The 20,321-nt window shown below is 63.3% G+C and carries 19 protein-coding genes; 4 read left to right on the forward strand and 15 right to left on the reverse strand.

Going from position 1 to position 20,321, the window contains the following annotated elements:
- Window position 1 precedes the first annotated feature (1 nt).
- A complete protein-coding gene (locus MESOP_RS14430; protein WP_013894049.1) occupies window positions 2-478 on the forward strand; it encodes an Lrp/AsnC family transcriptional regulator in 477 nt (158 codons plus the stop codon).
- A 39-nt stretch (window positions 479-517) separates the two neighbouring features.
- Here the strand turns inward: MESOP_RS14430 and MESOP_RS14435 are convergent, their stop codons facing one another.
- From MESOP_RS14435 to MESOP_RS33645, 8 genes are all read right to left on the reverse strand, one after another.
- Window positions 518-2,173 carry an ABC transporter ATP-binding protein gene (locus MESOP_RS14435; protein WP_013894050.1) on the reverse strand — a complete coding sequence of 552 codons (1,656 nt, stop codon included), beginning with the start codon at window positions 2,171-2,173 and terminating at the stop codon, window positions 518-520.
- A complete protein-coding gene (locus MESOP_RS14440) occupies window positions 2,170-3,015 on the reverse strand; it encodes an ABC transporter permease (protein ID WP_013894051.1) in 846 nt (281 codons plus the stop codon). Before MESOP_RS14440 ends, MESOP_RS14435 begins: the two co-directional genes overlap by 4 nt.
- Before the next feature lie 2 nt (window positions 3,016-3,017).
- The gene (locus tag MESOP_RS14445; protein WP_013894052.1) at window positions 3,018-3,968 is read right to left on the reverse strand and encodes an ABC transporter permease; all 951 of its coding nucleotides are present in this window, start codon (window positions 3,966-3,968) and stop codon (window positions 3,018-3,020) included.
- Between the two features lie 87 nt (window positions 3,969-4,055).
- Complete coding sequence (locus tag MESOP_RS14450) at window positions 4,056-5,666, reverse strand: ABC transporter substrate-binding protein (protein WP_013894053.1); 1,611 nt, start codon at window positions 5,664-5,666, stop codon at window positions 4,056-4,058.
- Window positions 5,667-5,728: 62 nt separating this feature from the next.
- Window positions 5,729-6,421, reverse strand: coding sequence for an HAD-IA family hydrolase (locus MESOP_RS14455; protein ID WP_412033901.1), 693 nt, complete (start codon window positions 6,419-6,421; stop codon window positions 5,729-5,731).
- 267 nt (window positions 6,422-6,688) lie between these two features.
- Entirely contained in the window at window positions 6,689-8,062 is a 1,374-nt protein-coding gene (locus tag MESOP_RS14460) for an aspartate aminotransferase family protein (RefSeq protein WP_013894055.1), read from the reverse strand.
- Window positions 8,063-8,072: 10 nt separating this feature from the next.
- Window positions 8,073-8,912, reverse strand: a complete 840-nt coding sequence (locus MESOP_RS14465) for a GNAT family N-acetyltransferase (protein WP_013894056.1) — start codon at window positions 8,910-8,912, stop codon at window positions 8,073-8,075.
- Window positions 8,913-9,058: 146 nt separating this feature from the next.
- Window positions 9,059-9,232 (reverse strand): hypothetical protein, encoded by a 174-nt coding sequence (locus MESOP_RS33645; protein ID WP_224729596.1) that lies wholly within the window; start codon window positions 9,230-9,232, stop codon window positions 9,059-9,061.
- Between MESOP_RS33645 and MESOP_RS14470 the strand changes: the two genes are divergently transcribed.
- Window positions 9,231-9,899 carry a haloacid dehalogenase type II gene (locus MESOP_RS14470; RefSeq protein WP_013894057.1) on the forward strand — a complete coding sequence of 223 codons (669 nt, stop codon included), beginning with the start codon at window positions 9,231-9,233 and terminating at the stop codon, window positions 9,897-9,899. The two genes, MESOP_RS33645 and MESOP_RS14470, sit on opposite strands and share 2 nt — an antisense overlap.
- 16 nt (window positions 9,900-9,915) lie before the next feature.
- Window positions 9,916-11,190: an NAD(P)/FAD-dependent oxidoreductase gene (locus tag MESOP_RS14475; RefSeq protein ID WP_013894058.1), complete on the forward strand. Its 1,275-nt coding sequence runs from the start codon at window positions 9,916-9,918 to the stop codon at window positions 11,188-11,190.
- Between the two features lie 40 nt (window positions 11,191-11,230).
- Here the strand turns inward: MESOP_RS14475 and MESOP_RS14480 are convergent, their stop codons facing one another.
- From MESOP_RS14480 to argE, 6 genes are all read right to left on the reverse strand, one after another.
- Window positions 11,231-12,688 carry an NAD-dependent succinate-semialdehyde dehydrogenase gene (locus tag MESOP_RS14480; protein ID WP_013894059.1) on the reverse strand — a complete coding sequence of 486 codons (1,458 nt, stop codon included), beginning with the start codon at window positions 12,686-12,688 and terminating at the stop codon, window positions 11,231-11,233.
- Between the two features lie 17 nt (window positions 12,689-12,705).
- Window positions 12,706-13,749, reverse strand: a complete 1,044-nt coding sequence (locus tag MESOP_RS14485; protein ID WP_013894060.1) for a tartrate dehydrogenase — start codon at window positions 13,747-13,749, stop codon at window positions 12,706-12,708.
- A 10-nt stretch (window positions 13,750-13,759) separates the two neighbouring features.
- The gene (locus MESOP_RS14490) at window positions 13,760-15,223 is read right to left on the reverse strand and encodes an aldehyde dehydrogenase family protein (RefSeq protein ID WP_013894061.1); all 1,464 of its coding nucleotides are present in this window, start codon (window positions 15,221-15,223) and stop codon (window positions 13,760-13,762) included.
- 147 nt (window positions 15,224-15,370) lie between these two features.
- Complete coding sequence (locus MESOP_RS14495; protein WP_041164678.1) at window positions 15,371-15,724, reverse strand: cupin domain-containing protein; 354 nt, start codon at window positions 15,722-15,724, stop codon at window positions 15,371-15,373.
- An 81-nt stretch (window positions 15,725-15,805) separates the two neighbouring features.
- Window positions 15,806-16,729: a 2-hydroxyacid dehydrogenase gene (locus MESOP_RS14500; protein ID WP_013894063.1), complete on the reverse strand. Its 924-nt coding sequence runs from the start codon at window positions 16,727-16,729 to the stop codon at window positions 15,806-15,808.
- Between the two features lie 10 nt (window positions 16,730-16,739).
- Window positions 16,740-17,864, reverse strand: a complete 1,125-nt coding sequence (gene argE / locus MESOP_RS14505) for an acetylornithine deacetylase (RefSeq protein WP_013894064.1) — start codon at window positions 17,862-17,864, stop codon at window positions 16,740-16,742.
- A 238-nt stretch (window positions 17,865-18,102) separates the two neighbouring features.
- Between argE and MESOP_RS14510 the strand changes: the two genes are divergently transcribed.
- Complete coding sequence (locus MESOP_RS14510) at window positions 18,103-18,999, forward strand: GNAT family N-acetyltransferase (RefSeq protein ID WP_013894065.1); 897 nt, start codon at window positions 18,103-18,105, stop codon at window positions 18,997-18,999.
- Between the two features lie 427 nt (window positions 19,000-19,426).
- Here MESOP_RS14510 and MESOP_RS14515 read toward each other — a convergent pair whose 3' ends face one another.
- Window positions 19,427-20,320: a carbohydrate ABC transporter permease gene (locus MESOP_RS14515; RefSeq protein ID WP_013894066.1), complete on the reverse strand. Its 894-nt coding sequence runs from the start codon at window positions 20,318-20,320 to the stop codon at window positions 19,427-19,429.
- Between the last annotated feature and the right edge of the window lies 1 nt (window position 20,321).

Here is a 20,321-nt window from a genome sequence, read left to right on the forward strand (position 1 = left end):
CGTGAAACTCGATCGAATCGACATCAAGATTCTCTACGAGCTGCAGAAGAACGGCCGCATCACAAATGTGGAGCTGGCGGAACGGGTCAATCTCTCCCCCAGCCCATGCCTGATGCGGGTGAAGAAGCTGCATGCTGAAGGCTATATCGTACGCTATTCGGCGCAGATCGACATCGCAAAGCTGGGGCGGACGCTCACCGTCTTCACGGAAATTACGCTCAAGAACCATCGCCAGATCGACTTCTCGCGTTTCCTTGCCGCCATTGACAAGGTCGATGCGGCCGTCGAATGCCACCGCGTTTCCGCCCGCTACGACTATCTGACGAAATTTGTCGCCGCCGGCATCGGCGAGTACCAGGAGATCATGGAGCGGCTGAGCGACATGGATATCGGCATCGACAAGTATTTCAGCTTCGTGGTGCTGAAGTCACCTATCGTCAAGGCCCACATGCCGCTGCCCAGCCTGTTTCCGATGTAGTCGAAGCGGCTCACCGTTCCCGTAAAATGCTGAGCCGCTCTAGCGATGGCCGTATTGGCTGACCAGCTCGGGGTCGCGGACGAGGCCATCGAGCCAGGTCGGATCGAGCTTCGGCACCGAGGAGAACAGAAGCTTGGAATAGGGGTGGGTGGGCGCCTGCAGCCTGTCGGGCGTGATCTGCTCCACCCGCTCGCCATTGTACATGACCATGATCTCGTCGCAGATCGCTTCGACGACGGAGAGGTCGTGGCTGATGAAAATGTAGGAAAGGCCCAACTCGCGCTGCAGTTCCTTGAGCAGTTCGATCACCGCGGCCGCCACCACCGTGTCGAGCGCCGAAGTGATTTCGTCGCAGATGATGAGCTTGGGGCCGGCCGCCAGGGCGCGCGCGAAGTTCACGCGCTGCTTCTGGCCGCCCGAGAGTTCCGACGGGCGGCGGTAGCGCAGCGTTCTCGGCAGGCGAACCATGTCGAGCAGTTCGTCGACGCGCTTCGAGCGCGCCTGCCTGTCGAGCCCGTGATAGAACGCCAGCGGCCGGGCAATGATGTCCTCCACGGGCTTGGCCGGATTGAGCGCTGTGTCGGCATACTGGAACACGATCTGCATCTCGCGCAGCTGGTCCTGGCTGCGTTTCCTGGCGGTGCGCTCCAGCTCCCTGCCGTCGAAGACGATGTCGCCGGCCGCTGCCGGATGGATGCCGGCGATGACGCGCGCCAGCGTCGATTTTCCGCAGCCGGATTCGCCGATGACACCGAGATTGCGCCCCTTCTCGACGATCAGGCTGACGGTATTGACAGCGCGGATAAGCGGCAGTCCGTCAGCCCGTATCGCGCCATAGCCGGCTGTCACATTGTCGATGCGCAGCAACGGCTTCGCGCCGGCATCGGCGTCCGCATGCGCTTGCCGCGGTTTCGGCTCGAAGGCAGCCAGCAGTTCGCGTGTATAGGGATGCTGGGCAGCCGAAAGTATCTGAGCCGTGGTGCCGGCCTCCTGCACTTCGCCGCCCTTCAGCACCACAATGCGGTCGGCGATCTGGGCGACGACCGCGAGGTCGTGGGAAACGTAGACCCCCGCTATTCCGCCCGCCCGCATGACCGACTTGAATGCCTTCAGCACGTCGATCTGCGTCGTCACGTCGAGTGCCGTCGTCGGCTCGTCGAAGATCATCAGCTTGGGATCGCCGATGAGCGCCATGGCCGCCGAGAGCCGCTGCAATTGCCCACCCGAAACCTGGTGCGGGTAGCGCGCGCCGATCCCTTCCGGATCCGGCAGCGACAAGGCCCGGAACAGCTCGACCGCGCGCTTTCGCGCCTGCTCGGGGGACATCAGCCCGTGGATGCGCGTAACCTCGATCACCTGCTCGATGATGGTGGACGAGGGGTTGAAGGAGGCGGCAGCACTTTGCGGTACATAGGCAATGTCGGTGCCGCGCATCCTTGCGCGCTGCTTTTCGGAAAGTGCCGCCATGTTCTTGCCGTTGACATTGATCTGGCCGCCGGCGATCCGGCAGCCAGGCCGCGCATGGCCCATCAGCGAGAGTGCGATCGTCGTCTTGCCGGAACCGCTCTCGCCGATCAGAGCGACGATCTCGCCATCGGCGATGTCGAGGCTGACGCCCTTGATGATTTCGACGACACGACCCGAGTCCGTCGTCGCCTCGATCCTCAGGTTCCTGACTTCGACGAGATTGCTCATGCGTCCCTGTCCCTGATCTTCTGCGGCAGGTTGTCGATCAGCAGGTTGACGCTGATGGTGAGGCTGGCGATCGCCAGCGAGGGAACGATGACGGCGGGCGCGGCGAAGGGCAGGCCGCCTATGTTCTCGCGCACCAGCGCGCCCCAGTCGGCGAGCGGCGGCTGCAGACCGAGCCCGAGGAAGGACAGGCCGGAGAGCAAGAGCACGATGAAGACGAAGCGCAGGCCGAAATCGGCCAGCACCGGGCGGATGATGTTGGGCAGGATCTCGGATCCGATGAGATAGGCGGTGCTTTCGCCACGGACGCGAGCGACGGTCATGAAGTCCATGCTGTTGATGTTGACGGCGAGCGCCCGCGCGAAACGGTAGGCGCCGGGGATATAGATGACGGCGAGCGTCATGATCAGCGCCGGGATCGACGAGCCGACCGCGGCGACGACGACAAGGCCGAACAGCTTGCTGGGGATGGAGTTCATCGCATCGAGAAAACGGCTAAGGCAGGTGTCGAGCCAGCCGCCGGTGACGGCCGCGATCATCCCCAGCACCACGCCGCAGAAGCAGGCGATGGCCACGGCGGCGAGCGATATGCCGACGGTGTAGCGCGCCCCCATCAGCACCCGCGAGAGCATGTCGCGGCCCAGATAATCCGAGCCGAGCCATAGGCCCTGTCGCATCGGGCCGAAATAATCATCGTCGACGATGTCGCCGATCGAATGGGGAATGATATAGGGCGCGAAGATGGCGATCAGCGTCCACGCCAGGATGACCAGCGCGGCCACCACGCCCACGAGATTGTAGCTGCGGCCCAGGAAGGACCGTCGCGAAGCTGCCACGCGCGCCATCGTCACCTGAGCCTCGGGTTGGACATGATGGCGATGATGTCGGCGACGGTGATGAGCAAGAGGTAGCCGAGGCAGAAGATCATCGCGCAGCTCTGGATCAGCGGCAGGTCGCGGGTCGCGACCGCATCGACCATCAGCTTGGCGATGCCGGGATAGTTGAAGATCGTCTCCACGATGATGACGCCGCCGACCAGATAGGACAGCGACAGCGCAACCGCGTTGACGATCGGCCCGAGCGCATTGGGAAGCGCGTGCTTGAGCACCATGCGGCCGCGTGAGGCGCCTTTGAGAAGCGCCATCTCGACATAAGGCGTGGACAGTGTCTCGATCACCGCGGCGCGGGTCATGCGGATCATCTGTGCGGAGATGACGAAGGTCAGCGTGATCACCGGCATTGCATAAATGCGTACGAGGTCGGTCAGCGTATGCGCCTCATTGACCGAGGACAGCGCCGGCAGCCATTTGAGATAGACGGCGAAAAGCAGGACCGCCAGAGTCGCCACCATGAACTCCGGCACCGAGATGACGCCGATCGAAAGTATGGTGACGGTGCGATCGTAGAGGGAGCCGCGCAGCATGGCGGCGGTGATGCCCAGCGTCAGGGCCAGGGGGACCGAGAGCAGCGTGGTGATGCCGGCGAGTTCCATGGTGTTGACGAAGCGCCCGCCGATCAGCGCCGCGACCGGCATCTCGTTGGCATAGGAAGTGCCGAGATCGCCGTGGAGCAGGCCGAGAAGCCAGCGCAGGAAGCGAAGGATTGCCGGATCGTTGAGATGCATGGCCTCGCGCAGGCCGGCGACCGCTTCGGGTGTCGCCGCCTGGCCGAGCAGGATCGACGCGGTGTCGCCGGGCAGCATGCTAGTGGCGAAAAAAACGGCGAACAGGACGATCAGAAGTGTGATCACCGCGATTGCCAGCCGCTTTAACACGAGGTTTAGAACCCCAGACGTCATGAAAGCGCTCCTGCGGTTGCGTTCGGCCAAGCGATGTTGCGCAATAAGGTGCCAGGGACCGGCTGTCCGATCCCTGGCAGGCGCCTCTCAGGCTTCGAGCCAGAGATATTCCGCCATTGCGTAGCCCATCATGCCACCGAGCGGGTTCGCCTCCAAACCCTTCACCTTGCTGGAGAGGGCATCGACGTTGGAAATGTAGGCCGGGATGATGGTGCCGGCCTCCTCGGAGACCATGGTCTGCATGTGGCCGTAGATTTCCTTGCGCTTGGCCTGGTCGAGCGAGCCGCGCGCCTCGATCATCAGCTTGTCGAACTTCTCCGACTTATACTGACTTTCGTTCCACGGCGCGTTGGAGGCGTAGAGCAGCGAGAACAGGATGTCCGGCGTCGGGCGTGGGTTGATGTTGCCGAAATGGACCGGCGCCTTGAGCCAGTAATTGTCCCAATAGCCGTCGGACGGGACGCGCTGGACGTCGAGCTTCATGCCGATGTCGGCGCCGGCGGCCTGGATGATCACCGCCATGTCGATCGACGAGGTCGCGGCGTCGGAGGCGATCACGGGAATGGACTGGCCGAGCAAGCCCGACTTCTGGAAGTGGAACTTGGCCTTGTCGGGGTCGAACGCCTTCGGCTTGAGGTCGGCATTGTGGAAGATGTTCGCCGGCGAGACGGGCTGGTCGTTGCCGACTTCGCCGAGGCCGCGCAATGCCGATTTGACGATCTGCTCGCGGTTGACGAGGTATTTCATGCCGGCCACGAAGTCGGCCTTGTTGCCCGGATCCATGTCGAGCCGGATGTTGAGGTCGGTGTAGTTGCCCGAGGTGGTTTTCGACAGTTCGAAGCCTTGCTGCCCGCCGATGAGCTTCATCGCGCGCGGATTGATGGAGGCGGCGAAATTGATGTCACCGGACAGCAGGGCGTTCACGCGGGCGCTGTCATCGCTGATGGCGATGAATTCGAAAGAGTCGAGATAGGGCTGGCCCGACTTCCAGTAGTTCTTGTTCTTGGTGACGACCGACCGCACGCCCGGTTCGAACGTTTGCAGCACGAAGGCGCCGGTGCCGTTGCCCTTGGAGAAGTCGGTGGTGCCATCGGCGACGATCATGAAGTGATGCAGCGCCAGGATGGTCGGGAGGTCGGCATTCGGATCGGCCAGCGTGATTTCCACGGTCGACTTGTCGACCGCCTTGAAGCCGGTCATCTGCGCGGCGATCTTGGCGACTTTGGAACCGACCGCCGGATCGAGATGACGCTTCATCGAGAAGACGACGTCGTCGGCGGTGAGGGCCTTGCCGTCGTGGAAGGTGACGCCCTTACGCAGCTTCACGGTCCAGGTCTTGGCGTCCTTGCTGTCGAAGCTTTCGGCCAGCTCCATCTGCGTGACGCCATCCTTGTCGAGGAAAGTCAGGCGATTGTAGAGCGAACAGCAGCGGACATAGTCGGTCGACAGCGACGCCTTTGCCGGATCGAGCGTGTCGGCGGTCGAGGACGACCAGCCAGCCGCCTTGAAACTGCCGCCGGAAACCGGCGTGGCGGCGACGGCATTGGTGGCGCGGCCAAGCACCACGCTGCCCGCGGCAACCGCAGCGCCGCCGGCCAACAGCATCTTGAGGAGTTCGCGGCGGCTCGCGCCCCGCCGAATGGCATTTTCGACCATGGCATCGTCTGCGCTGGTCCAGTTCGTGATGTTGTCGGTCATATCATTCCCCTTTTCGTTTGTTTTCCGGCTTGCTCGTCTTGACGCGGCTTTCCGGGTTGGGCTCAGGTTCGTTGCTTCAGGCTTTCCCGCACGGCGGCGGCAAGGGCCGCCATTGACGTGAAGTGGTAGTCCGGCGTGGTGAAGCGCTCGGGCTCGATCGTGCCGCCATAGCCCTTCTGGGCGTGCCGGCGCTCGATCCAGCAATTGGTCATGCCAAGCGCCCGGGATATGCCGATATCGTGATACTGGCTTTGCGCGACGTGCAGGATGTCCTCCTTGCTGTCGCCCCTTGAGGCGACGAAATCGAAGACCTTCTGGAAAAAGGCCGGGTCTGGTTTTTCCGTGCCTGTATCGTCGGCAGTGAAGGTGGCGAAAAAGGGCGATCCGAGTTGCTTCTCGAAATGATCGAGCGCCCAGCGCCGGGCATTGGTCATGGCAATCAGCCTGTGCGATTTTGCAAGCTTCGCCAATGCAGCCGCGCTGTCGGGGAAGCCTTGCCAGACGCTGGCGGAGTCCCGCAGGCGCATGCCGTATCTTTCCTCGGCCGGCAGGCCGAGCCGTGGTGCGATGACCCTGTAGACACGCACGAGATCGTCCGGGAACAGGCCTGCATCGGGCATGTAGCGGGCTTGCCGGTAAAGGCTCAGCGCTTCCTCGCCGTCGAGCGGAACGCCGGCCTCGGCGGCAATCCCGGCCAGGCAGGTCGTGATGCCGCCTTCGAAATCGATCAGCGTGCCGACCACATCGAAGGTCATGTATTTGAATTCGCTAAAGCCCCTGGCCAAGACTGGGTCTCCTCTGCACGCGGCCGAATTGCATGTGTTGAACAGAACAAAATTCCGTGCTGTCCGGGGCGTAGGCCTTTTTCGAAGGCCCGGAAATCCGGGCTTTCTGGCCTTGTCTTATCAACAGTCTGGCACTTCCCCCGCGCTGGATTCGCCGAAAAGACGTGAGGGGGCGGCACAAAATTGCGAAATCGTCTGCCCCGGCGCTATTTCGAAACGCAGGGTATTCGTCCGCGGTCATGCCATTGCCTGACGGACATCGGGATCGTCCAGTGTCTGGTCGAGCGTCCGGCGCGTGCGCTCGATGATCGCGTCGATGTCGGCGTCGGTGCAGCAGAGCGGTGGTGCATAGCCGATAACCCCATGCGCAAAGGCACGGATGATCAGGCCGTTGTCCCACGCCCTGTCGAAGACGCGCCGCGCCGGCATGGCCGACGCCGGAAACGGGGTCTTCTTCTGTTTGTCGACCACCAGTTCGATCGCGGCAAGCATGCCGCGGCCGCGCACGTCGCCAACGAGCGGGTGGTCCCTCAGGCCCTCCAAGCCCGCCATCAGGCGAGCGCCGGCCTTGATGCCGTTCTCCAGCAGGCCGTCTTCGTAGAGCTTCAACACTTCAAGCGCGACGGCGGCGCTGACGGGGTGGGCGGAATAGGTGTAGCCGTGACCAACGGCCGAACTGCCCGCGCCGTCGGCGATGACGTCGTAGACATGATCGGCCATGAACACGGCGCCCATGGGAACATAGCCCGAAGTCAGCCCCTTCGCGGTCGTCATGAAATCGGGAACGATGTCCTCATCGGTGCAGGCGAACAAGGGTCCGGTTCGGCCGAAGCCGGTGATCACCTCGTCGGCGATGAACAGGATGCCGTACTCCCGGCAGAGCTCGCGCATCGCCTTTATCCAGCCTTTCGGCGGGACGATGACGCCGCCCGAACCTTGGATCGGCTCGGCATAAAAGGCAGCGACCCGCTCCGGTCCGATTGCCTCGATCTTGGCCTTCAGCGCGGCGCGTGATGCGGCGATGATCGCATTGCCGTCCTCGCCCACCGGGTTGCGGTAGGGATAGGGGGAGGTGATCTTGTGCTGCCATTCAAAGGGAACGCCAAAACCGGCGTGAAAGGCGGGCAGCGCGGTCAGGCCCGCGCCGACCACCGATGACCCGTGATAGCCCTGCTCGATGGAAATGAACTGGTCGCGTTGCGGCTCGCCTTTGGCATTCCAGTAGTAGCGGACGAAGCGGATCGTGCTGTCGACCGCGTCCGACCCGCCGAGCGTGAAATAGACGTGATTGAGGTCGCCTGGCGCGCGCTCGGCCAGTTCCGAGGCGAGGCGGATGGCCGGCTCCGAGCCGAGGTCGAAATAGGCGGTGGCGTAGGGGAGTTCGCGCATCTGCCGGGCCGCAGCCTCGACGATGCTGTCATGGCCATAGCCGGCATTGACGCACCACAGCCCCGCGAAACCGTCAACGAGTTGCCGGCCTGACGCATCGGTCACGGTCGCCCCCTTCGCCGATTTCAAGACGCGCACGCCGAGGGCCTCATGGCCGCGGTATGATGAGACCGGATGGATGAGGTGGGCGCGATCGAGTTCGATCAGGGAATTCGCGAGCATTGTTGTCCTCCTAGCCGAGCGCCTGGTTGGCGAGGGCGTAAACTTTTGGCTTGGTCTGTTCCGCGACGCTCTTGGGCGGACGGTCCATGGCCACGCCTCCGCCGACATGGGTGAGGCCGATTTCCTCGAGCCAACCGGCAATGCCGGTCCTGCTGTCGGTATCCACGCGCAGAAAGGCGCCGGGGCGGTTCGCGGCGAAGAAGGTAATCAGGGCCTTCGCGGTGTCAGCGCTTTCCGCGATGACCGGTCCGATCACCTCACCGCGTCCGAACGGGCGGATTGCGGCATAGGCTTCAATCACGCCGTGGCGGCCGATGATTGCGAATTGGCCGCGCTCGGCCAGCGCATCGATCAGGGTTTGCCGGTCGGCGCCATAGGCGTTGCGGTCCAGCGCCTTGATGTCCGGCAGCTCGTCCATGCTTGCGGCTTCCACTCCATCCGGCACGCCGAGCGCTGCAACCGTACCTTGATGCTGCCGGATCGTGCCGGAGGGCACAAAGCCCAGTTTCTGGTAGAGAGGCATGCCGTCATTCGTCGCGACGAGCCGCAGCGGACGGTCGCCGGCAAGGGCGATGGCCTGATCCATGAGCCGGCGCCCGAGCCCCTTGCCACGCACGTTCCTGTCGACGATCACCATGTTGATCATGGCGCAGTCCGCGCCATAGGGTGTCACCAGGATGGTTCCGGTGACACGGCCCTGGTCGTCGAGCGCGACCGCGCCGCTCGAGAGCTGCAGCGCCATCTGCCAGTCCTGCGGCCGATGCGGCCAATTCTCCTGGCGAGAAAGCGCCACGGCTCCCTCGATATGGTCCGGCCCGAAGTCCTGAATCTCGATCTCGCCCTGCTGCATGAGGCATCCTTCCGTCTGCCCTCAAGTCTCGACCATTGTCGCGTCGCAAATCGTCTGAAGGCTTCGGCCTCGGCGGTATCTTTCGCCGTAGCGCAAGCGGTGCGCCGCATCTTGTGCTGGCGCCCGCTCGGCGGAGGCGCTTCACGTCACGCGCGGCGCCGCGTTCGACACACCAGATGCCACAGCGTGCCAAACCGGATGGTGGATACGGAACTTTCTGCTTTCGGGAGGGCGATTTCGGTCAGGTGGGTCGCCACCACCTGTCCTATGATGAAATGCTTCCCAACGCGAATGTGCTTCCACTGGAGATCGACGGACATGGCTTCTTTCAGGCCCAAATATATTACCTTCGACTGCTACGGTACGTTGACCAATTTCCAGATGGCGGAAGCGGCGCGAGACCTTTACGGCAGCCGGCTCGACGAACCGCGTATGCAGGAGTTCATCAAGAACTTCGCCGCCTATCGGCTCGACGAGATCATGGGTGACTGGAAGCCTTACGCCGACGTTGTCCACAACGCGCTCGAGCGGGCCTGCAAGCGCAATGGTGTTGCCTTCAGCCCTGACGACGCCAGGATGGTCTATGAACGTGTCCCGACCTGGGGGCCCCATGCAGATGTCCCAGCCGGCCTAGCTAAGGTCGCCAAGGAAATTCCGCTGGTCATCCTGTCCAACGCCATGAACGCGCAGATCATGTCCAATGTCGAGAAGCTCGGCGCGCCGTTCCATGCCGTCTACACGGCCGAGCAGGCGCAGGCTTACAAGCCACGGTTCAAGGCCTTCGAATATATGTTCGACAGGTTGGGCTGCGGCCCGGAAGATATTCTTCACTGCTCGTCCTCGTTCCGCTACGACCTGATGTCGGCACATGATCTCGGCATCACGAACAAGGTCTGGGTCAATCGCGGCCACGAACCGGCAAACCCTTACTATGGCTATGTCGAGATATCAGACATTTCGGGTCTCCCGGGAGTGGTCGGGCTTTGAAACAGGCGGATCGTCGATGAAATTGATCTCCTACTGGCACGATACCGCCCCTGTCTTTTCCGGCGGAGCGCAAGGCCCGGTCGAGGGGCACTATGATGCCGTCATCGTCGGTGGCGGCTTCACCGGTCTCGCTGCGGCGCGCCAACTGGCGAAGGCCGGCGCGAAGGTGGCGGTGCTGGAGGCGCAGCGCGTGGGCTGGGGCGCATCCGGCCGCAATGGCGGGCACCTGAACAACGGCCTCGCTCACAGCTACCTCTCTGCCAAGGCGGAACTCGGCAAGGAACGCGCGATCGCGCTCTACCGCACGCTCGACGACTCCGTCGACACCATTGAGGCGCTGGTTGCCGAAGAGGGCATCGACTGCAATTTCCGCCGCGCCGGCAAGCTGAAGCTCGCCTCCAAGCCGCAGCATTTCCAAGCGATCGCCCGCAATTTCGAAGCCCTCCATGCGGAAGTGGATCCGGATACGGCGCTGCTGTCGGCGGTCGACCTCAAATCCGAGATCGGCTCGCCCTTCCACGGCGCGATGCTGTCGAAGAAGAGCGCCATGATGCATATGGGCCGCTATGTGGCAGGCCTTGCGACAGCCGCCGCCCGCCACGGCGCCATCATCCACGAGAATGCGGCGGTGACCGACCGCAAGCAGGTCGGTGGCATCCATGAGCTGACGACCTCCCGCGGCCGCATCAGCGCCGACAATGTGCTGGTAGCGACCGGCGCCTATACCACGCCGAATTTCAGCTATTTTCGCCGCAGGATCATCTCCGTCGGCAGCTTCATCATCGCCACGCGGCCGTTGAGCGACGCCGAGATCACTGCCACCATGCCCGGCAACCGGACATGCGTCACCTCGATGAATATCGGCAACTACTTCCGGCTTTCACCGGACAGGCGCCTGATCTTCGGCGGTCGCGCGCGCTTCTCGGCGACTTCGGACCAGCGCTCGGATTCGAAGAGCGGACAGATATTGCAGGGGGGCCTCGCGGCGATCTTCCCGCAGCTCGCCAAGGTCGAGATCGACTATTGTTGGGGTGGGCTGGTCGACATGACCAAGGACCGTTTTCCGCGGGCCGGCTATCATGACGGGGTCTGGTACGCGATGGGCTATTCCGGCCACGGCGCGCAGCTTTCCACCCATCTCGGCATGGTCCTGGCCGATGCCATGCTCGGCCGCGAAGACCGCAATCCGATGAAGGGGCTCAAGTGGCCTGCCATTCCCGGTTATTCCGGCAAGCCCTGGTTCCTGCCGATGGTCGGCCTCTATTACAAGGCGCTCGACCGGATCCAGTGAGCTTCGATACGGTCCGCTTTGGGCTCTCAGCCAAATGGCCTCAGCTGAGCCCGCCCATGTGGAAGCTCTTCATCTCGAGATATTCCTCGATGCCGACCTGCGCCCCCTCACGGCCGAGGCCGGACTGCTTGACGCCGCCGAAGGGGGCGACTTCCATCGAGACCGAGCCGGTGTTGAGCCCCACCATGCCGAACTCCAGCGCCTCGCCGACGCGCCAGGCGCGTTTCAGGTTCTCGGTGTAGAAGTAGGAAGCAAGCCCGTAGGGCGTGCCGTTGGCGAGCGTGATCGCCTCCTCTTCCGTCTCGAACCGGAAAAGCGGTGCGACCGGGCCGAACGTTTCCTCACCGGCAAGCTGCATGTCCTTCGTGGCGCCGGTCAGCACCAGCGGCGCGACATATTGAGGACCGTCCGGCAATGCCGGCCTCGTTGTGATGATCGAAGCACCCTTGGCGAGCGCGTCCTGGACATGGCGGTTGATCTTCTCGACCGCCGCCATGTTGATCATCGGCCCGATGGCGACACCGGCTTGAGTGCCCGGTCCGACCGTCATGGCGTTGACGCGAGCGGAAAGCTTGGCGGCGAAGGCTTCGTAGACACCGGCCTGGACGAGGATGCGGTTGGCGCAGACGCAGGTCTGTCCGCCATTGCGGAATTTCGAGACAAGCGCGCCCTCGACGGCGAGATCGAGATCGGCGTCGTCGAAGACGATGAGGGGCGCGTTGCCGCCGAGTTCGAGGCTGAGCCGTTTGACAGTATCGGCCGCGCCGCGCATCAGCAGCGAACCGACCCGCGTCGAGCCGGTGAAGGAGATCTTGCGAACGGTCTCGTTGGCCATGATCTCGTTGCCGATCTCGGCCGGCATGCCGGTGACGATGTTGATGACGCCGGCAGGGATGCCCGCGCGTTCGGCAAGCACGCCGAGCGCCAGCGCCGAATAGGGCGTGAACTCGGATGGCTTGATCACAACCGTGCAGCCGGCGGCCAGCGCCGGCGCGACCTTGCGGGTGATCATCGCGTTGGGGAAGTTCCACGGCGTGATGATGCCGCACACACCGACCGGCTCCTTGAGCACGATGATACGCCGGTCCGGCGTCGGCGAGGGGATGGTGTGGCCGTTGATGCGGCGTGCCTCCTCGGCAAACCATTTGACGAAGGACGCCCCGTAGCGGATCTCGCCTTTGGCCTCGTCCAGCGGCTTGCCCTGTTCCGTCGTCAGGATCAGCGCGAGATCGTCCAGATGCGCCAGCATCAGGCCATGCCAGGCCTCCAGGAGGCCAGCGCGCTCGGCGTTGGTCTTCTTCTTCCAGCCAGCATAAGCGGACGCCGCGGCCTCGATGGCCGCCCGGGTCTCATGACCGGCCATGTCGGGCACCGTGCCGATCGCGCATTGAGCAGCCGGATCGACAACATCGACCGTCTTGCCGGAGCCGGCGGCGACCCATTTGCCGTCGATCAGGCCGGCTTCGCGGAAGAGACTTTTGTCTTTGAGATTTTTCATCGAAAACGACCTTGCAATCAGGAGAGCGCTGCGACGACGGCGGCCGTGATGGCCTGCGTTCTGTCTTTGCCCGGAATGGTTCCAATGCCGCGCGCGGTTGTCGCCTCGACCGCTTGCATGACCCGCCCGGCTGCGGCCGCTTCGCCGAGATGGTCGAGCATCATGGCGCCGGACCATATAGTGGCGATGGGATTGGCGATGCCCAGATGCGCGATGTCGGGCGCCGACCCGTGCACAGGCTCGAACATGGATGGTGCCGAGCGGTCGGGATTAATGTTGGCCGAGGCGGCGTAGCCGAGCCCACCCTGGATCGCTGCGCCGATGTCGGTCAGGATATCGCCGAACAGGTTGGAGGCGACGACCACGTCGAGGCTCTCCGGCGCCATGATCATGCGCGCGGCGAGCGCATCGACATGATAGCTGGTGACATCGACGTCAGAGTACTCCGCAGTCAGCTTTCGCGTGATCTCGTCCCAGAACACCATCGAATATGTCTGCGCGTTGGATTTGGTGACGGAGGCGAGCTTGCCGCGCCGTGTCCGCGCCTGCTCGAAGCCGAAGCGCAGGATGCGCTCGACGCCGGCGCGGGTGAAGATCGAGGTTTCCACCGCGACCTCGTCCAGAGTGCCTTGATGCACGCGCCCGCCGGCGCCCGAATATTCGCCCTCGGTGTTCTCGCGGATGCACAATATGTCGAAGCTCTCGGCACGCAGTGGGCCCTTGACGCCCGGCAGCAGGCGGTGCGGCCTGATGTTGGCGTATTGCACGAATGCCTTGCGGATCGGCAGCAGCAGGCCGTGCAACGAAACGGAATCCGGGACCTCCGCCGGCCAGCCGACGGCGCCCAGAAGAATGGCGTCGAAGCCGCGCAAGCTCTCGATGCCGTCTTCGGGCATCATGCGGCCGGTATCCTTGTAGAATTTGCAGGACCAAGGGAACTCGGTTCCCGTCAAGGCAAAGCCCGCGTGTTTGGCTGCGGTCTCCAGCACCGTCCAGGCGGCGGCGGTCACATCGCGGCCGATGCCGTCACCGGGGATCAAAGCGATCAAGTAGGGCTTCATCGGCATCTCTCTAGAGGCTGATCAGGACGCTCTTGGTCCTGCGGTTGGCGAGATAGGCCTCGCGGCCGAGATCCTTGCCGATGCCGGAGCGCTTGTAGCCGCCGGTCGGCAGGATATGGTCGCGCGAGCGGCTGTAGCGGTTGATCCAGACGGTGCCCGCTTCGAGCTTGCCTGCCAGACGGATCGTGCGGGACAGGTCGGCGGTGAACAGGCCGGAAGCCAGCCCGTAGGTTGGATGGCTGGACAACGCCAGCGCCTCTTCCTCGGTCTCGAAGGTCTGGATGGTGAGGACCGGGCCGAAGATTTCCTCGACGATCGCCGGATTGGCCTGGTCGACATCAGAGATCAGCGTCGGCTGGTAGAAATAGCCGGGGCTGTCCATGACGCCGCCACCGGTCAGGCATTCGCCGCCGGCCTCGATCGCGGACCGCACGATGCTGTCGACACGGGCCCGCTGCCGTTCCGAGATAACAGGCGAATACTGCGTCGCCTCGTTCCAGGTCGGGCCGGGCCGCACCGCCTTCATCCTCTCCAGGATGGCAGCCGTCAACCTGTCGGCCACGCTCCTCTCGACGATCAGGCGCGTGCCGGCGACGCAGGCCTGACCGGCATTGAAGGTGACGCTGCCGGCGATGGCCGTCGTGGCCTTCTCCATATCGGCATCGGCAAAGACGATCTGCGGGCTCTTGCCGCCGAGTTCCAGCGTCATCGGCTTGACGCCGGTGCGAGCGACGTTCTCCATGATCGCTGAGCCGGCGCGGGTCGAGCCGGTGAACGAGACCTTGGCGATCTCGGGATGGCCGGTCAGTGCCGTGCCGGTCGTCGGGCCGTCTCCCAGCACGACGTTTATGAGCCCTGCCGGCAGGCCCGCCCTCACGGCGAGTTGCGCCATGTAGACTGCCGAGAAGGGTGTCATTTCCGACGGCTTCAGAACGACCGCATTGCCCGCGGCCAATGCTGGACCAAGCTTCCATCCGGCCATCGAGATCGGGAAATTCCAGGGCGTGATCGCACCGACCACGCCATAGGGCTCGCTCATGATCATGCCGAGAGTGGCGTCGTCGGTCGGCACGAGCTCGCTGCCTTCCTTGTCGGCGAACTCGGCAAAGAAGCGGATCTGCTCGGCGGTGATGGCGATATCGCCGGCAACGAGCTGGCCGACGGGCCGGGTGGAGCACAGCGCCTCGATCCTGGCCAGCGTTTCGGCCTCCGCCTCGATCAGGTCGGCCCAGGCCTGGAGCGCCTTCGTCCGTTCGCGCGGCCGAACGCCGCCCCAGTTGCTGGCCTTCAGCGCCGCCTTGGCGCTTTCCACCGCACGATTGACCATATCGACGCCGGCCACGGGGCAGCCGGCATATGCCTTGCCATCCGACGGACGGCGCATCTCGATGGCACTCTCGGCCGCGATCATCTCCCCGCCAATGAAATGACCGACGGGAAGCGAGACGGTATCCGGATCGAAGCTCAAGCCCATGGTACCCACTCTGGAATATTCTGCAGAAGCCTAGCGCGGGCTCTGGCGCAGCATGCGCCGTTCGACGATCGGTCGCGGATGATTGTTGTGTGCCGGCGATGACAGACGGCAAAATCTGTTGCGGAGGCCGGCGCCTCCGCCCTCCCGTTACCCTACGGTCACGTAGATCTTGCGTACCGTCTCAATGGTCTTCCAAACCCCGGTGAAGCCAGGTTTCATCACGAAGCTGTCGCCGGCGCGATAGGTCACCGGCTTGCCGCCGTCGGGCGTGATTTCGATCAACCCGGAGAGGATGTGGCAGAACTCGAAAGTCTCGCCTTTGATCGAGCGCGTTTCGCCGGGCGTCGCCTCCCAGACGCCGGTATGGACGAGGTCGCCCTTGGCGACATCCTGCGCCCAGGTTTTGAAGCCAGGGTCGCCGGAAATCAGCCGTTCGGGCAGCGCCGCGGATTCGCGCGGCTGGAAGACAGGTCTGGTATCGACGGTCTTGAGCAGGGACAAGGGATGGCCTTTCATGTTGGAGGATCTTGGCTTGATGTGTCTTTGTCCCAGAACCGCTGCACACTTCCGGGTGAGATGCACTTAGTAGCCGCGCGACCGGTCGACGAGCCCGATGGGATCAAGACCGGCGCGGTAACGCCTGATGTTTTCGACAACCGCCTTTGCTGCGCTGGCGGGCTGGGTGACGCTGGCGACATGCGGGGTCAGGATGACCTTCGGATGCAACCAGAACGGATGACCTGCCGGCAGCGGTTCGGGATCGGTGACGTCGATCATCGCCGCCGAAAGGTGGCCGCTGTCGAGCGCGGTGACGAGGGCTTCGTCGTCGAGCTGCGGCCCGCGGCCGGTGTGGACGATTGCCGCCCCCTCAGGCAGTTGCGCAAACAGGCCGGCATCGAGCAAACCGCGCGTCTCCTCGGTCAGCGGCAGCAGGCAGATCAATATGTCGCTGACGGCGAGCATCTCGCTCAGCCCGGGCTCGCCATGGTGGCAGGTCACGCCCTCGATCCGCCGGGGCGAGCGGCTCCATCCGGCGAGCGGAAAGCCGAAGGGCTTCAGGCGGTCGAGGACGGCTTGGCCAAGCTGTCCGAGGCCGAGCACGCCTATCCGGCGCGCCCCGGCCTGGAGCTGCGCGATGTCAGCCCATTCGCCGGCGCGCTGCTGCGCGAGATATCCAGGCAGGTTGCGGTGGAGCGCGAGTACGGCCAGCGTCACATATTCCTGCATCATGCGCACGATGCCTTCCTCGATCATGCGCACGACCTTCACGTTCGCAGGTACCGCATCGAGGCGAAATTGGTCGACGCCGGCGCCGATGGAAAACAGGATTTCCAAGTTCGTATAAACAACGAGATTGTCCGGCACGGTCCAGCTGATCAGATAGCGCACGGCGTCGGGATCGACCGTCGCGGCATCCATCGTGATGGGAACATCCGGCAGTTCTGTCGCGAATACCTCGCAGAAGATCGCGCCGCGGCGTGCATCGGAATTGAACAGGAATGTCATTCCGTTCCTCTCATGCCGCGCAGCGGACGCCCAGAGCCTCGATCACTCGCTGACAGGCGGTGAGTTCGCTGGCAAGGATGTATTCGTTAGGCTTGTGGGCGCGGTCTATGTCGCCGGGTCCGCAAATGATCGCATCGAGCCCGGCGGCCTGGTAAAGTCCGGCCTCCGTGCCGTAGCTGACGGCGGCGAGCGGCGCTTCGCCGGTCAGTTCGCCCAGCAGTGCCGCAAGCGCCGTATCCTGAGGCAGCGACAGCGCCGGATAAGCGCTCATCGGCCTCCACTCGATACGAAAACCGTCGGCCACGAGGGCCTCTGCCCGCGCCTTGACCGGCGCGAGCAGGCTTGCCGGGTCGACACCAGGTATGGCGCGTGCCTCCAGGTCCAAAGTGCAGGTGTCGGGGATGATGTTGACCTGATGTCCGCCTGCCACGACGCCCGCCTGCAGCGAGGAGTAGGGCGGCTCGAAGGCGGCATCGAACGGACCGTGTGTCAGCCGCTCGGCTTCGCTCACGGCGGCGCTCAGCGCATAGGCCATGGCATGGACGGCGTTGAGCCCGAGATCGGGCCTCGAGGAATGGCCCGAGCGCCCGTTGACGATCACCCGGGCGGCGGCCTTACCCTTATGGCCGCGCACGGCGCGCATGCCGCTCGGCTCGCCGACGATGACGCCCAACGGCTTCGCGCACAATTCGGGAAGGTGGGCGATCAAATGCGGCACGCCACGGCATCCGACCTCCTCGTCGTAGGAAAAGGCGAGGTGGATAGGCCCGGCAAGGCGCAGTCCCGTCAGCGCGGGCACGGCCGCGAGTGCCGCGGCAAGAAACCCCTTCATGTCCGTGGTGCCGCGTCCATAGAGCCGTTCGCCCTCCTTGCGCAGTGCGAAAGGGCTCGAACTCCATTGCGGCTCGCTGGCGGGAACGACGTCCATATGGCCGGACAGGATATAGCCGGGGACATCGGCGGGGCCGATCGTCGCGAAAAGATTGGAACGATCGCCTTCCGGCCCCGGAAGCACGGTGACCTGAACTCGGTGTTCAGCGAGATAGGTCTTGATCCAGCCCGCGATATCGCCGTTCGGCCTGCCGGCGACCGTTGGAAAAGCGACGAGACGATCGAGGATGTCGAAGACGTCCATTCCAGTCCTCAAAACGTTCGGGTTCGCCGGGATCGGAGCCGTCGACCATATGCTGCTAGATTTCCAGAGAGAGTGTGTGCATTCTTTCGCGATTGCGTGCCGAAAGCTGAAATGTTTCAGTTGAATCTTGCGTTGCCGCGCGGCTTTCGAGCTGATCGTACCGGTCCGCTCGTTTAGCGTTGGCGGGCAGAGGGTGGCTGTCGTTGTGCCGCGCTCGGTAGGACAATCTTGTAGGGGCATGGACTTGAAGCCGTCCGGAAGCTTGAAAATCGACACTTTCTCGATGCGGATCGGCGACATCGAAGGCGTCGAACTGGACCGCTTGCACGCACACTCGCTCGCCGTGGGATGGCCGCATCGCGCCGAGGACTGGCAGTTCCTTCGCGAAATGGGAGACGGGTTCGTGGCGCTCGACGAGATCGGCCGCGTTCTCGGCTCGGCCATGTGGTTCGCGCATGGTGCCGATTTCGCCACAGTGGGGATGGTCATCACCTCGCCGCGATTGCAGACGCTGGGGGCGGGGCAATGGCTGATGAAGCGGGTCTTCGAGAAGGTCGCCGGGCGCGATCTGCGCCTGAATGCAACGCGCGCGGCAAGGCGGCTCTATCTCTCGCTCGACTTCCAGCCGGAGAAGACCGTCTATCAATGCCAGGGCATCGCCAGCTTGCAGATGACGGGCAGGCCGGCAAATATTCGAGGCGATGTCCGAAGTTTGGGCGAAAATGACATTGCCGCTGTGATCGCGCTCGACGCGGCCGGGTTTGGCGTGAGGCGGGCGGCGCTCATCGAACGGCTTTTCGCACACTCGGCCGGCTATGGTCTTTTCAAGGGCGATACGCTGAGCGCTTTCGCGCTCTGCCGGCCGTTCGGGCGGGGCCATGTCGTGGGACCGGTCGTGGCGGTTAGCGACGCCGACGCGTTGGCGGTCGTCCGGCCGCACGTGGCCGACCATTCGGGGTCTTTCCTGCGCATCGACACCCATATGGACAATGGCGAGTTCGCCGCCTTTTTGTCGCACAGCGGAATGCCGGTATTTGACACGGTGGTGACCATGTCGCTGGGCAAACGCATTGCCGCTGTTCCTTACGGCAGCTCGTTGAGGACCTATGCCTTAGCAAGCCAAACCCTCGGGTAGTTGCCTTCTGTCGCGCAACGGTATCGGCTTGGTCGACCCTGGTTTTATCAATTGCTCGCCTAGGGTGGTCCGCATGGTGTTCTATCCCACCTTGGCCACAGAAAGCGGCCCGTTCGCTCGCGGCCCATTTCGGTCATTCACTACCAGGAGTTCCTGGCGACCTGGGGCTACATTGGCGATATCTCGAAGCTCGTAACCAGTCGTCTTCTTGGTCCTTTGGTTCGCCAGACCATACGAGAGAATACGAAGGAAACGACTTGGCGAACCATCCGCTAACGTTTTCGGTAGAAATTGGCAGCCCTCAGCGACCAACGTAATCCTAATATTTACGGGGCGGTTCGCCGAAATAGAAGCTTCTCGATCTCCAAGCGAGTTTCATTGCTCGCCTCCCGTGGCTAATCTGCCAACGGCGTTCGGTCGCACGGCGTTATTCCTTTACCGCGCCGGTCATTGAGGAAACGTAGTGCTCGACGAAGAATGAATAGAGCACCACCACCGGCAAGGACCCGATCAGCGCGCCGGCCATCAGCGCGCCCCACTCATAGACATCGGAGCGAACCAGCTCGGTGAGCACGCCGACTGGCACCGTCTTCTTTTCGGACGATTGAATGAAGGTCAACGCGTAGATGAACTCGTTCCAGGATAGCGTGAAAGCGAAGATGCCGGCGGAAATCAGGCCAGGGACTGACAGCGGCAGCACGATCTTGGTGAGGATCTGCCAGCGGCTCGCACCGTCGATGAGAGCACATTCTTCCAGTTCGAACGGGATCGAGCGGAAATAGCCCATCAGCAGCCAGGTGCAGAAGGGGACGAGGAAGGTGGGGTAGGTGAGGATCAGCGCGAACGGGGTGTCATAGAGGCCGAGGTTGAACACCATCAGCGATAGCGGGATGAATAGAATCGAAGGCGGCACAAGATAGGCCAGGAACACTGCAAGGCCGACCTGCCGCGCGCCCGAGAATCTCAGGCGTTCGATCGCATAGGCCGCCAGCACCGCTGCCAACAGCGACAGGAAAGTGGCGGCGGTCGAGATGATGATCGTGTTGAGCAGCCAACCAGGATAGGAGGTCTCGAACAGCAGATAACGTACGTGCTGCAATGTCGGGTGATCAACCCAGAACGGGTTGTAGTTCACGTAGTCGGTCATCTCGGCATTCGGCTTGATTGCCGTGATCGTCATCCAGTAGAAGGGAAACAGGAGCACGATCATAAACACCAGAAGCGGCAGATAGACCGTCACAACCCGACGGGGCAGGCTTTGCAAATAGCCCATGCCGCCTTCATCGTTGTTGATGCGTTCCGGTTGCTTGATCGCGGCCATG

The sequence above is a fragment of the Mesorhizobium opportunistum WSM2075 genome (assembly GCF_000176035.2).
GTDB classification, from domain to species: Bacteria; Pseudomonadota; Alphaproteobacteria; order Rhizobiales; family Rhizobiaceae; genus Mesorhizobium; species Mesorhizobium opportunistum.

What these genes read in the sequence shown, in the direction of transcription:
- MESOP_RS14480 (WP_013894059.1), bottom strand. Translation starts at nt 12,688, where the DNA reads ATGAAAAATCTCAAAGACAAAAGTCTCTTCCGCGAAGCCGGCCTGATC.
- MESOP_RS14455 (WP_412033901.1), bottom strand. Translation starts at nt 6,421, where the DNA reads ATGACCTTCGATGTGGTCGGCACGCTGATCGATTTCGAAGGCGGCATC.
- MESOP_RS14465 (WP_013894056.1), bottom strand. Translation starts at nt 8,912, where the DNA reads ATGCAGCAGGGCGAGATCGAGATTCAGGACTTCGGGCCGGACCATATC.
- MESOP_RS14475 (WP_013894058.1), top strand. Translation starts at nt 9,916, where the DNA reads ATGAAATTGATCTCCTACTGGCACGATACCGCCCCTGTCTTTTCCGGC.
- MESOP_RS14490 (WP_013894061.1), bottom strand. Translation starts at nt 15,223, where the DNA reads ATGGGCTTGAGCTTCGATCCGGATACCGTCTCGCTTCCCGTCGGTCAT.
- MESOP_RS14510 (WP_013894065.1), top strand. Translation starts at nt 18,103, where the DNA reads ATGGACTTGAAGCCGTCCGGAAGCTTGAAAATCGACACTTTCTCGATG.
- MESOP_RS14460 (WP_013894055.1), bottom strand. Translation starts at nt 8,062, where the DNA reads ATGCTCGCGAATTCCCTGATCGAACTCGATCGCGCCCACCTCATCCAT.
- MESOP_RS14435 (WP_013894050.1), bottom strand. Translation starts at nt 2,173, where the DNA reads ATGAGCAATCTCGTCGAAGTCAGGAACCTGAGGATCGAGGCGACGACG.
- MESOP_RS14450 (WP_013894053.1), bottom strand. Translation starts at nt 5,666, where the DNA reads ATGACCGACAACATCACGAACTGGACCAGCGCAGACGATGCCATGGTC.
- MESOP_RS14515 (WP_013894066.1), bottom strand. Translation starts at nt 20,320, where the DNA reads ATGGCCGCGATCAAGCAACCGGAACGCATCAACAACGATGAAGGCGGC.
- MESOP_RS14500 (WP_013894063.1), bottom strand. Translation starts at nt 16,729, where the DNA reads ATGACATTCCTGTTCAATTCCGATGCACGCCGCGGCGCGATCTTCTGC.
- MESOP_RS33645 (WP_224729596.1), bottom strand. Translation starts at nt 9,232, where the DNA reads ATGTCCGTCGATCTCCAGTGGAAGCACATTCGCGTTGGGAAGCATTTC.
- MESOP_RS14445 (WP_013894052.1), bottom strand. Translation starts at nt 3,968, where the DNA reads ATGACGTCTGGGGTTCTAAACCTCGTGTTAAAGCGGCTGGCAATCGCG.
- argE (WP_013894064.1), bottom strand. Translation starts at nt 17,864, where the DNA reads ATGGACGTCTTCGACATCCTCGATCGTCTCGTCGCTTTTCCAACGGTC.
- MESOP_RS14485 (WP_013894060.1), bottom strand. Translation starts at nt 13,749, where the DNA reads ATGAAGCCCTACTTGATCGCTTTGATCCCCGGTGACGGCATCGGCCGC.
- MESOP_RS14470 (WP_013894057.1), top strand. Translation starts at nt 9,231, where the DNA reads ATGGCTTCTTTCAGGCCCAAATATATTACCTTCGACTGCTACGGTACG.
- MESOP_RS14440 (WP_013894051.1), bottom strand. Translation starts at nt 3,015, where the DNA reads ATGGCGCGCGTGGCAGCTTCGCGACGGTCCTTCCTGGGCCGCAGCTAC.